The sequence below is a fragment of the Azospirillum brasilense genome (assembly GCF_003349955.1).
Classification (GTDB): domain Bacteria; phylum Pseudomonadota; class Alphaproteobacteria; order Azospirillales; family Azospirillaceae; genus Azospirillum; species Azospirillum brasilense_B.
On the sequence record NZ_QLKQ01000009.1, the window covers coordinates 50,074 to 61,731 of the forward strand.

Consider the following 11,658-nt stretch of genomic DNA (forward strand, 5'->3'; position numbering starts at 1 on the left):
TCACGCGGTCTCCTGGAGCAAAGCCGTGGCGGGGCGGGACGCGGCCTTGTCGGCCGGCATGTCCATCCGCCCATTGGTCATGTGAATGGTGACGTCGCAGACCGACGCGGCGTTGCCGTCGTGCGACACGAAGATCACGGTGCGGCCGAGCGCCCGCAGCTTGCCGATGATCTCGTTGGTGAAGCGGGTGCGGAACTCGGCGTCCTGGTCGGACGTCCATTCGTCGAGGATGATGATCGGACGCCCCTCCGCGACCGCGACGGCCAGGGCGACGCGGCGGCGCTGGCCCTTGGACAGGTCGCGGTTCAGCAGGCCGTCGCCGGTCTCCGGAACCAGATGGTCGATCTTCAGGTAGGCCAGCATCTCGCGGAACAGCTCCGCGTCGAAGGTCGGCCCCTGCGGCAGGCGGGTGAACAGGTGGTGGTCCTGGAACACCGCGCAGAACAGATCGCGGTAGGATTCCAGCCGGTCGCCCTCCACCGCCTGCCCGTCGAGAAGCACCTGCCCCTCGTCCGGGCGGAACAGAAGCGGGATGACGCGCAGCAGGGTGGACTTGCCCGACCCGTTGGCGCCGACGATGCCGACGACGCTGCCCGCCGGGATGGTCATGTCGATGGGACCGATCACGAAGGGCTCGGGCCGCAGCCCGGCGCGGTAGGCGAAGCGCACGCCGCGCAGCTCGATGGCGGAGAAGCGGCGCGGCGCGCGGGCCAGCTTCGACGGCGCGTATTCCGCCGCCGGCATGGCGGCGAGCAGGGTGGTGAGCTGGTTCGCCGCATCCTCCGCCGCGATGTAGTCGGGCACGGCGTTGAGGAACTTCGACAGCGGCCGGGCGAGGAACAGGATGACCGAGGTCACCAGCGGCAGCTCCGCCGCCGACAGCGCGCCCATGCGCGGGAAGATGAAGACGAAGACCGCGGAGAAGCCGATGACGATGGTGGCGATCCAGGAGAACAGCTCGCCCAGATTGCGCCCGTGGCGCCGCTTCAGGTCCTCCCATTGGGCGACGTCGGCCTCGACCGCCTGGGCCAGCTCGTCGCGCCGCGCCTTGCCCAGCTTGATCTCGGCGTTGCCGCCGACGATCTCGGAGAAGCCCTGGAGCATCCGCACCTCGGACTCCTTGGCCTGGCCGAGCAGGGCGCGGGTGCGCTGCGCCTCGCGCACGTACCAGCCGCCGATCATCGCGCCGGCCACCAGCAGCAGCGTGGCGCCCACCGTGGTCAGCGTCCACAGGTAGAGGTAGGCCACGACCGCCACCAGCATCATATTGGCGGCGATCGACAGGTTGGGCAGCAGCGCCGCGATGCGCTCCAGATGATGGTTGCCCAGATCGAAGGAGCGCCGGGCCTGCATGTCGAGGATGTCGGCGTGGTTGCCCAGCGTGACGGTCTGCAGGAAGCGCCGCCGCACCCCGGCCAGCGCGCTGAAGCCGGTGGTCAGCACCAGCCCGACGAAGCGCTTGCTGAAGCTGTAGGAGACCAGCAGCGCCAGACAGAAGATCAGGAAGGGCGTGTCCAGCACCTCGCCGCGCATCCAGCCGTTCAGTTCGGCGCTGAGGCTCATCAGACTGATGAGGTTGGCGGCGGCGGCGACGCAGCCGGTCACCACCAGCCGGGTCAGGATCTCACGGTCGGCCAGCCCGATCAGCGGCAGCAGGGCCGAGACGGGCCGGCTGGGGGCGACACGCTTGGTTGTCTTGTTCTTGCTCATCGCTCCGCCTCACTCCGCCAGCCAGGAGTCGAGGATGCGGGTGATCGTGCCGTTGTCGCGCAGCTTGACGAAGGCGGCCTGCAGCCGCTCGGCCTTCTCCTTGCGCGCCTTGGGCATGGCGATGTAGCGGGGGATCAGGCCGAGCGGCTTGGGCAGGACGCGCACGTCCTTCAGGCGCCCGTCCTGCTTGGCCATGTGGTTCAGCACATGCAGGTCGCCGACGATCACGTCCACCCGGCCCAGGATCAGGCGGCGGAAGTTGACCACGTTGCTGCTCGACGGGACCTTTTCCAGATAGGTCGCGGCGTCGAAGTCCGGCGCGTAGGCGAAGCCGTCGACCACGCCGATGCGGTAGGGGGTCAGGTCCTCCAGCCGCTTGAAGGCGATGGGGGAGTCCTTGCGCACCATGAAGACGGTCGTCCCGGTGCGGAACGGGCCGATCATGTTGTACTGCGCGAAACGGGCGGGCGAGGCGATGAACTGGAACCCGACGTCGGCGGTGTTCTCGTCCATCGACCGGACGACCTCGGTCCAGGACAAGGGCCGGTGGACCGGGGTGATGGTCAGCTCCTTCAGCAGGGCGACGACGATCTCGGTGTCGATCCCGGTGCGCGTGCCGTTGAAGGAGTAGTTGTAGGGAGGGAAATGGTCTTCCGACGCGATGGTCCAGTATTCGGCGCGCGCCGGAAGGGTCACGGCGAGCAGCGCCAGCAGAACCGGGAGCAGGAGCCGCAGGGCCGGGCGGAGGATGGACGCCGTCGCCGCCGTCATGCCTTCGCCCGCTTCTTGGCTCGGGTGGTCAGCAGGATCATCACGAGAAGGGCGCCGGGCGGTGTCAGAACCACCGCCAGGAAGGCGTAAAGCAGGAAGCCGCCGCGGCGGCCGATCCCCAGAAACCCGACCAGCAGGCAGAGACCGATGTAGATCAGCTCGAACACGGCGATGCTTCCTTCTTTGCCCGGCGCCCCGGCGTCGTGCCCTTAGCCGGCCTTCTGGACCGGCTGCTCTTCCATCTGCGGCGCGGCGGCCGGGGCCTCGCCGGCCTCGCTCTTGGCCGCGTCGTTGCGGGCGGCCTCGAACTCCTTGCGGAAATGCTCGCGCATCGCCTCGACGTCGAAGTCCAGCAGCGTGCCGCCGGTCTCGAAGTGCTGCGCGAACACGCGGCCGAGCGCCTGGGTGGCGGCCAGCGACAGGGCCGGCATGACGGCGACGCCCAGGGCGGTGCCGATGAACGGAACGGCCTTCACGGCGGAGCCGAGCACGCTGGAGCTGAGCGCGCCGGGCATGACGCCGCCCATCAGCGCCCCGATGATCGCGCGGGTGCGCTCCTGCGCGAACTCGATCTCATAGAGCTTGGCGAGCTTATGGATCAGGTTGAGCTGGGCCACGCTGACCGCGGCGACGTCGGCGCCGGGAACGGGGATGAGTCCGAAGGCACCCGAGGCATAGCTGTGATACTTGATCAGTTCCTGGGCGCGCTTCTTGCGGTCTACCATGATCCGAAACCTTTCGAGGGACAGGTGAGGTTGATTTCAGGTGGAAACGGTAAGCTCGGACACACGTCTTGAGACGTTATGCGTCACAAATTTGGCATTCCGAAAGAAACAAAGCATCGCCAATCAACCGCCACTTAAGCGATTGGTAAAAGAATGCCCCTATTGTCGCTGGTAAATTAGACAGTGGTTCTCGGGACTGTCGTTGAGAAGAGAATGGCTGCCCAACGATCCAATATGTCCCAACGACTTGATACATTTTCAGTGCTTAACAACGCATTAAATGCCTATGACCACTGTCGGTGTTTTTGTCGGGAGCTGCGTCATCTTTCCACGAATTGTAACAAAGTTCTTCATGAGCTTTTCTTTGTGTGCTGACGCTTGCTACCTTTGCGGGAAGCGATTCGGCAGGTCGAGGGCGCGCGCCGGAAGCTCGGTGCGCGCCCCGGCGCTGACCACCGCCGCCAGGACCAGGACGGTGTCGCGCACCGGCTGCCCCTCGATGGTCTGCGTGGGCAGGGCGACGCGCAGGAGCAGCCCGTCCCGCGACGAGGACGGAGCGTGGCTCTTCAGCAGGCGCAGCAGCGCCCACGGCCCGCGCTCCGCCAGGGTGATGGTGTCGCCGGCCGCCGCGGCGGTTCCGCCCGCCGACGCACCCTTCGGGCGGAAGGGCGACCCGGCGGCCCAGCGGGCGCTCAGCAGCACCGGCTGGCCCGGTGTCCAGGCGAGCGTCCCGCCGTTGGTCGCCGCCCCCACCGCGCCGGCGCCGGAGCGCACCGACCAGTCGATGATGTGCTCCGCCCCGACCTCCTGCGCGCGGTTGGCGCCGTAGGCGAGGCGGACGCTGACCGGTGACGGGCGGGCGATGGCCTCCAACACCGGGCGGGCGGCCTCCATCCGTTCCAGGAAGGCGGCGACCTCGGGGGTCGCGGTCCGCATCACCGCCGCCCGATGCTCGTCGAGCTGCCGGTAGAAGCGCCGGACGTCCTGCGGGTCGGCGTCCGGCGCGCCGCGCGCCTGTTCGGCGCCGACGAAGGGGAAGCGCCCGGCGAGGGTCTGCGCGAAGGCGGTGGACAGCTTCGACAGGGCGACGTCGCCGTCCGGAACCGGCGTTTCCACCGGCATCCTGGGCGGGAGTGGCAGATGCGCGACGACGGGCGGCGCCTCCACGACGGCGGGCGGCGCGGGTTCCGGCGCCGGGCGCGGGGGAGGCGGAAGGGCTGCCGCGACCGGCTTGGCCGGCTCCGCTTCAGGCGCAATCGGCTTGGTTTCGGCCGGCTTGGCCTCGGCGGTCTTGGTTTGCTCGCGCTTCGGCTCGGCCGGCTTGGCGGCTTCGGCGGGGGGAGCGTCGGGGGCCGGTTCGGGCAGGGCGGCGGCCAGGGCGTCCGGCAGCGCGGTCACCGCCGGGTTGAGAACCAGCGCTCCGCCGTCACCCACCGCGAACAGGGCGCCGGTCCGCGGCGCGTCCAGCGCCAGGACGGCGGCGCGGGCGCCGGTCGCGGCGGTGGACAGGGCCTCGGTGATGCGGTCGGTGGTGTCGCGCCCCGGCAGATCGGCGATGGCGGCCTTCTGGAGCGCCACCCGGATCGCGTCGGGCAGACCGCGGGCGGGCTCCTGCAGGGCGCCGGCGATGGGCCAGGAAACCGCCTCGGCGACGGCGCCGGTCAGGCGGCGGACGTCCTCGACATCCTCGGCGGTCGGCGTCTCCGGCAGGCCGCGCAGCCGCTCGGCCAGGGCCTCGGCGCGCTGGCGGAGCGGGTTGCGGCCGTACAGCTCCTCGGCCAGCGGGGCGGCGAGCTGCACCGATTCCGCGCGCACCGCCGCGGCGATGGTCCGGGCGTCGAGGTTGGGCAGGTCGGCGCCGGCGGCGATGCGCGTGATGTAGCCGTCCGTCGCCGTCATCGGCGACCGGGGGACGGCGCCGTAGACGCTTTCGGCCAGCGCGTTCAGCTCATCGAAACCGCTGTTGCGGCGGAAGCGGTCGTAGCGCTCCAGCGCGTCGCGCCGCCCGCCGATGCGGTCGAGCTGCTCGGCGAGCCGGCGGAAGGCCGGAAGGTCCTCCACCCGTTGCGGGTTGGCGACCGGCGGCAGGTCGGCCATGGTGGCGCTGGGCAGCAGGGCGTCGCGGATCGGCCGCAGCACCGCGCGGCGCAGCGTGACGGAGGCGAGCCGCTTCTTGTCCTCGTCGAAGGCGCTGACCAGCGAGGTCGGCAGCAGCGGCGTGGCGAGGGAACTGCGCTCCATCACCGCCGTGGCGGCGATCACCCGACCGGCCAGGGGGCCGTCGGTGACGGCGTCGCGGGCCAGCAGCGCCCGGCGCAGGTCGGCGGTGGCGGCGGCGACCGGCGGGCTGCCGGCGGACACGCTGGACACGCCCTGCCACGCGGCGACCGACAGGCCGGCGACCGAGGCGGCGAGCGCGGCCTGGGCCATCCGGCGGCGCTTGTGGGCCTGCTGGTAGGCGGCGTCGGACGGCCGCCCGTAGCCGGCCTCGGCGAAGGCCCGGCCCGGCAGCAGGTTGCGCGCGAAGACCGGGCGGCGCCCGCCGGTGGCCGGGGCGTAGGCGCCGGTCAGGGCGATGCCGCGCAGCGGGAAGGGCTCCGCCTGATCGTCGCCGCCCAGAACACCGTCGAGGAACAGCGCCAGCGGATGGCGCAGCGTGTCCAGGGACGCCGGCAGCAGCGGCAGGCGCACCCCGGCGGTGCCGGCGGCGAAGGCGTCGGCCTCCAGAACGGCGATGTCGGCGGCGATGGCCTCGAACGCCTCGTCGATGCGGCGCGGCTCGAAGGGCTTGGCCCAGTCCTGGGGGTTGGTCCAGCCCAGCACGCCGTCCAGCAGGGCCGACGGCATGGCGGCGCAGAGGTCGGTGAAGCCGTCCAGAGCCTCGGCGCGGACCACGACCACATGCACCGGGCCGACCACGCCGAGCTCGTCGCGCAGGCTCCGCAGGCGCTCCCTCAGGGCGGCGCCCCGCTTGGCCAGCGCGTCGCGCGGGCCATGGTGCTTGGCGGGGCGTTCGGCGGCGGCGCGCAGCTCGTCGGCGCCGACCATCAGCAGGACGCCGTCCAGCGGGCGGCGCATCGGCCGCTTGCGCATCGCCGCGACCAGCGCCGGCCAGGACGCCCCCAGCCGGGAGCCGTCGGCGGAATCGGCGCCGGCGTGCAGGATCGCCGCCCCTTCGCAGAACCACCAGCAGCCGTTCTCGCCGTTGCCGTCCTCGGGCCAGCGGACATGGGTGGGGTCGGTGGCGAGCAGGGCCGGGCCGCCAACGCCGAAGGCGAGGAACCACGGGATGTCGCCGCGGCGCAGGGGACCGCGCATCTGCCGCGTCAGGATGTCCAGCCCCTCGCCGTAGATGCGGGCGTTGGGGGGCGTGTTGGCGGCGGCCTTCGTCGGCGGTGGCGCCTCGGCGCGGACGCGCAGCGGTGCCGGCGGGGCGGCCCGGCGCACGGGAGCCTTCCGCCCGGCAGCCTTGGCGGCGGGCTTGCGCCGCCAGCCGCGCAGCTTCGGCCAGACCATCCGGCCGAGGCGGTAGAAGATGTAGAGCGGCAGCGCCAGCAGCGCGTAGGGCGCCAACGTGACGGCGAAGGACAGCAGAGTGACGATGGCGGAGCCGATGGTGGAGAGCACCAGCTCCAGCGTGAGCATCAGTAGGACCATGACAGCCCCATGTCCTCGACCGCGGCGCGGGCGCCGCTCAGATCGCGTTGGATGCCGCCGACGGCGCCGGCCCACAGCAGGTGCGAGATTACGAGGAACAGCACGGCGGTTCCACCGACCGCCCACCACCAGCGCCGCGCGGACGGCGCAAGGTAGCCGGGCACGGCGCCGTCCGTCGGCTCGCAGGCGCGCGGGCTGGGGTGGCTGGCCGCGGCGCGCTCGCCGACGACGATGCGGTGCAGGGCGGGGCGGCGGGCGGTCGCCTGGGCGTCGTCGGGAAAGCCCAGCGCCAGCGCGGCGAGATAGACGGCGGCCAGCCCACGGTCGGCCTTGGCGCCCTGGCGGATCAGGTCGTCGGCCTGGACGAACAGGGTTTGCAGGGTGGCGTTCGCGCCGAACAGGCGGCTGGAGACCACGGCGTCGGCGGGCCGCGTCTGGGCCAGCGCGCGGTCGGCCAGCATGGCCATGGCGAAGACCGCCTTGACCACGGTGCCGTGCGCGCCCGGCCCCTGGGAGACGGCGGCGCCGCTCATGCCATGGAGCGTGGCGGTCAGCCGGTCGGCCACCGTCCCCGCCGGGGCCTGCGCGTCGGCGCAGCCGGCGAGCAGATCCTCCTGGAAGGCGCGGAACAGGGCCAGCGTGCCGGCGGGCTTGGCCCCCACGGGGGGCGCCTTCGCCGGGTTGGCTTGCGCCAGGGCGGGTTGGGCGGTCACGGCGTTCCCTCCGTCAGCGGGGCCACGGTGAAGCTGTCCCGTCCCAGCTGCACGTCCAGGGCGCCGGCGCCGTCCAGCGTGTGCCGGTGGACGCCGGGCGCGCCGTACCGCGCGTAGACGAGGGTTTGGGTCGGGGGGGTGGCGAAAGGGGGCAGGCTGTGCAGGAGCACGCTCTGGCCCGGGACCATCTCCCAGGAGGCGATGGCGATGCGGTTGCCGGCCTCGGCGCTCAGCGCCTCGCGGTCGCGGAACCAGCCCGCGGCGTCGAGCCCGGCCAGCCGTCCGGCCAGCGCCGGGTCGGCCACCCGCACCACATCGACCGCGACCGGGCGGCGCCCGTTGGCGTCGGGTTCGGCGACGATGCGCAGGACGGGGGCGTCGGCGCGCCCCGCACCGGGTGTGGGCGCAGCGGCGGCGCAGCCGGCGAGCGTCAAGGAGAGGATGATCGCGAGGCGCTTCATGTCAGCCCCCGCCGCCGGGCGCCGACTGGCTGACGCAGACGTAGCCCGCCGGGGTATGGCGGTACCAGTTGCCGGTCGCCTCGGCGCAGGGGGCGAGGACGCGGTCGTTGCGCTGCGGCTGCGCCACCACCGGAGCCGGGGTGGTGTCCACCTCGCGGGCACCGGCGGGGCGGTTGGTCACGACGAAGCCGTCCTCGTCCTCTTCCACGATCATCACGTAGCGGGCGCGCTTGGCGGGGTAGCGGATGCCGACGTCGTAGTCGCCGTCGGCCACCTTCTCCAGGATCGCGCCGGGGCGGTCGCCGCCGAGCGGCGCGCAACCCGTCCCGGCGAGCAGGACCGGCAGCAGGGCCGTTGCGGCGATCAAAGTTCGCATCATGTGGGTGTTCCTGCTCATACCGGGATCGCCTGGCGCTGGGCGTTGGTGGCGACCGCGGCGGGGCCGGCGGCCTCCATCAGGTCGGGCGGGGTCGGCTCGATGCCGGCCTCGGCCAGCGTGCGGTAGACGGAGCGCCAGACCAGCTCCGGCACGACGAAGCTGGCGTCGTAGTCCTCGACCCAGAAGAACAGGTTGTACTTGCACAGCCATTGGCCGTTGACGCCGCGGATGCCGTCGTAGCGGACGAAGGCCGGGGCGCCGGTGGCGCTGGGCATCACCTTGTCGGCGTTTTGCAGGGCGGTGGTCAGCAGGCCGCCCATCCGGCCGGGGTCGTGGCGGGCGTCGGCGTAGTATTCCAGCTTCATCGACACCCGGTCGACCGCGCTGAAGTTGATGACGGTCGCCTCCGACACCTTGGCGTTGGGCATGGCGACGATGAAGCCGGCGATGTTGCGGATGCGCACCGTGCGCCACGTCATGTCCACCACGACGCCGCGCACCAGATCGGTGATCTGGATGCTGTCGCCGATCTGGAACGGCCGCTCGATGTTCAGGACGATGCCGGAGAAGACGTTGGCGATGTTGGCCTGGATGGCGAGGCCGATGACCATGCCGACGAGGCCGGAGGCGGCGAGCAGGCTGGTGATCGGCTGCTTCAGCACGAAGGCGATGATGCCGCAGCCGGCGAAGCCGAAGACGATCAGGGTGGAGAAGCGGCGGACGATGCCGGGGATCTTGCGCTGGGTGCGGATTTCCAGCGGGGTCCAGACGAAGCGTTCCAGCGTGCGGTCGACCAGGATGGCCGGCACGATCCACCACAGCACGTTGACGCCGTTCACCACCATGGCGATGCCGCTGGCTGGCAGCGTCGCCACCGCCTGGTCCAGCACGATGTTGCCGACGGACATCAGCAGCAGCGGCCAGGACAGGATGCGCATGAACAGAGTCTGGATCTTCCAGAACTGGCCGCGGTCGCGGCGGTCCATGACGGCGGCGAAGACCGCCAGCACGGCGCTGAAGATGGCGATGTAGACGAAGAAGTCGCGGTGGATGAAGTCGCGCGCCGCCGGGGAGTCCGGCGCCGCGACCACGCCGAAATCGACGCGCGAGAAGTCCGGCTGCGGCCGCCCGAAACCGACATAGTTGGGATCGCCCTCGCTGCCGACCGAGGCGACGTCCTGCGAGATCCAGGCGCGCGCCAGCCGCCAGCCGGGCGACGGGGCCAGCACCCGCTTGGCGCGGAGCTGGTCGAGCAGGGTGGAGCTTTCGCTCTCGCCCTCCAGCGCGCGGCGGAAGCGGTCGGCGAGGCCGGGGTCGGCGGCGGACGCGGTCTCCGCGGCGGCCATCGCCTTCAGCTTCTCCACGAAGTCGTTGGTGTCGACCAGGGCCATGCCGAGCACGTCGGTGACGAACATCACCGTGTTCCGGTTCTGCGTCCGGTGGCGGAAGCTGACGCCGACCGTCTGGCTGCCGTAGGGCGGGCGCTGGTCGAAGACGTTCAGGGCGAAGCGCCCCTCGATCCGGTAGGCGACGTAGGTGGTGACCTCGCCGCGCTCCTCGCGGTAGGGCTTGCCCAGCTCGACCGGCTTGACCGCGTTGGTGAAGACGACGTCCGCCGGGTTGAAGGCGCCGCGGTAGCGGAACCAGATCGTCAGGTTCAGCGTTGCCTCGTTGGCGTCCGGATTGAGGTCCCGGATCTCGTGAAGCTGGACGCCGGTGTAGATGACGTCCGTCTTGTACATGAAGCGGTCGTTGACGTAGAGCGCCCGGCCCTTGGTGACCTCCTCCAGGAAGTTGGAGACTCCGGCCTCGCGGATCGGCTGGAGCTGGGTCAGCGCCGCCACCGGGTTCAGGCCGTTGTAGGAGGCCATCATCACCGGCAGGGTCGCCTGGCCGCGATTGTCGAAGGTCCAGGTGCCGACCGTGCCCTGGAAGGCGGTTTCGGCGCGGTCGTGGTCGGCGATGGCGCGGCGCAGCGCCCCGCCGTCCGGCTTGCCGGTGGCGGTGTTCGTTTTGGCGATGGCTCCGGCGATCAGGTCCACGCCATCGGCGCCCAGCGCCGCCGCCCAGTCGGGCACCGCGTTGAAGCGCTTCACATACTGGCCGTAGAAGCGTTGCGCCCGCTCGTTCGCCGTGTCGAACAGCACGGGCGAGGACACCAGCAGGCCGTGGCCGTAGGCTTCCGGGGTCAGCGCCTTGGGGTTGGCCTGGGCCTGGGCGACGATCTCGGTGCGGAAGGCCGAGGAGGCCATCTCCGAGCTGCCGGCGATCAGGTTGCGCACCCCGGCGTCGCGCAGCGCCACCACCACCCGCGCGCTGTCCACCGCCGACCCGATGACGACGACGGCGCCGGTCGGCATCTTCTCCTTCACCGCCTGGGCCAGCGCCGGCAGGGCGGACGCACCGCCGCGGCCCGGCGCGAAGGTCCACTGGCCGACCAGCTTGGTGCCGAAGCGCTGGAGGATCGCGTCGAACTGCCCGGCCTGCGATGCCGCCTGCTCGCTGTCCTCGCGGACGATGGCGACGGTCGGCTCGCCGACCACGTTGCGCACGTAGTTGGCGAGGAAGCGCGTCTCGTGCGTGCGGTCCAGCGTGATGCTGAACAGCCAGGGGCTGGGCGCGGCGTCCGCCGGGCGGACCAGCGGGCGCGGGGCGATCAGCGGGATCTGCCGCTGGGCGTAGATCGCCGTCGCGCTGTCGGCGGCGTCGGGCGTGTGGCCGATCACCGCGAGGACCGAGGGATCGTTGGAGATGCGCCGGGCGATCTCCAGCGACTTGCCCTTGTCGCCTTCGTCGTCGAAGGGCTTGACCACCACCGGGCGTCCGGCGATGCCGCCCGCCGCGTTGATGGTGTCGGCGCGCAGCGCCGCCCCCTTGCGCAGGGCCAGCCCCAGCGCCGCGTCCGGCCCGCTGAGCGGCCCGACGACGGCGACGGTCAGCGGCTCGCGCGCGCTGTCGCCGAGGAAGCCGGCGCGGACGACCAGGGAGACCAGGACCGTGACGAGCATCGCCGCCGCCAGGATCAGCGCGAAGCGCGCCTTCTTGGTCAGGTGCGACCAGCGCAGCGGCGGCCGGGAGCGGGGCTGGAGCGAGCTCAGCATGGGGTGGGCCTCGGGCGGTCCGTGTCGGGGTGGAGCAGGGCGAGGGGGATGTAACCCTCTCCCCTCTGGGGAGAGGGTGCCCGCGAAGCGGGTGGGTGAGGGGGATGCGCTTTTGCCGAACGCGGCGCCACGCGCAACCCC

General features: G+C 71.6%; 9 protein-coding genes. All 9 read right to left on the reverse strand.

Translation table 11 applies throughout. From position 1 onward, the window contains the following. Complete coding sequence (locus tag DXK32_RS06235; protein ID WP_114857721.1) at positions 1–1,710, reverse strand: ATP-binding cassette domain-containing protein; 1,710 nt, start codon at positions 1,708–1,710, stop codon at positions 1–3. A gap of 9 nt (positions 1,711–1,719) precedes the next feature. Further along, positions 1,720–2,481: a substrate-binding periplasmic protein gene (locus DXK32_RS06240; protein ID WP_114857722.1), complete on the reverse strand. Its 762-nt coding sequence runs from the start codon at positions 2,479–2,481 to the stop codon at positions 1,720–1,722. Beyond that, positions 2,478–2,648 (reverse strand): hypothetical protein, encoded by a 171-nt coding sequence (locus DXK32_RS32560; protein ID WP_167555913.1) that lies wholly within the window; start codon positions 2,646–2,648, stop codon positions 2,478–2,480. Before DXK32_RS32560 ends, DXK32_RS06240 begins: the two co-directional genes overlap by 4 nt. 42 nt (positions 2,649–2,690) lie before the next feature. After that, positions 2,691–3,206: a YcjF family protein gene (locus tag DXK32_RS06245; RefSeq protein ID WP_051658312.1), complete on the reverse strand. Its 516-nt coding sequence runs from the start codon at positions 3,204–3,206 to the stop codon at positions 2,691–2,693. A gap of 381 nt (positions 3,207–3,587) precedes the next feature. Then, complete coding sequence (locus DXK32_RS06250; protein ID WP_247877003.1) at positions 3,588–6,863, reverse strand: type VI secretion system protein; 3,276 nt, start codon at positions 6,861–6,863, stop codon at positions 3,588–3,590. Beyond that, entirely contained in the window at positions 6,851–7,576 is a 726-nt protein-coding gene (locus DXK32_RS06255; protein ID WP_114857723.1) for a hypothetical protein, read from the reverse strand. The genes DXK32_RS06250 and DXK32_RS06255 overlap by 13 nt, the downstream gene beginning before the upstream one ends. Beyond that, entirely contained in the window at positions 7,573–8,037 is a 465-nt protein-coding gene (locus DXK32_RS06260; protein ID WP_114857724.1) for a hypothetical protein, read from the reverse strand. The genes DXK32_RS06255 and DXK32_RS06260 overlap by 4 nt, the downstream gene beginning before the upstream one ends. 1 nt (position 8,038) lies before the next feature. Then, positions 8,039–8,416, reverse strand: a complete 378-nt coding sequence (locus DXK32_RS06265) for a hypothetical protein (protein WP_114857725.1) — start codon at positions 8,414–8,416, stop codon at positions 8,039–8,041. 14 nt (positions 8,417–8,430) lie between these two features. Next, entirely contained in the window at positions 8,431–11,517 is a 3,087-nt protein-coding gene (locus DXK32_RS06270; protein ID WP_114857726.1) for an ABC transporter substrate-binding protein, read from the reverse strand. Between the last annotated feature and the right edge of the window lie 141 nt (positions 11,518–11,658).

Bases quoted from the DNA above. Each gene is read 5' to 3' on its own strand.
- DXK32_RS06235 (WP_114857721.1), bottom strand. From the start codon at position 1,710: ATGAGCAAGAACAAGACAACCAAGCGTGTCGCCCCCAGCCGGCCCGTC.
- DXK32_RS06240 (WP_114857722.1), bottom strand. From the start codon at position 2,481: ATGACGGCGGCGACGGCGTCCATCCTCCGCCCGGCCCTGCGGCTCCTG.
- DXK32_RS06245 (WP_051658312.1), bottom strand. From the start codon at position 3,206: ATGGTAGACCGCAAGAAGCGCGCCCAGGAACTGATCAAGTATCACAGC.
- DXK32_RS06250 (WP_247877003.1), bottom strand. From the start codon at position 6,863: ATGGTCCTACTGATGCTCACGCTGGAGCTGGTGCTCTCCACCATCGGC.
- DXK32_RS06260 (WP_114857724.1), bottom strand. From the start codon at position 8,037: ATGAAGCGCCTCGCGATCATCCTCTCCTTGACGCTCGCCGGCTGCGCC.
- DXK32_RS06265 (WP_114857725.1), bottom strand. From the start codon at position 8,416: ATGATGCGAACTTTGATCGCCGCAACGGCCCTGCTGCCGGTCCTGCTC.
- DXK32_RS06270 (WP_114857726.1), bottom strand. From the start codon at position 11,517: ATGCTGAGCTCGCTCCAGCCCCGCTCCCGGCCGCCGCTGCGCTGGTCG.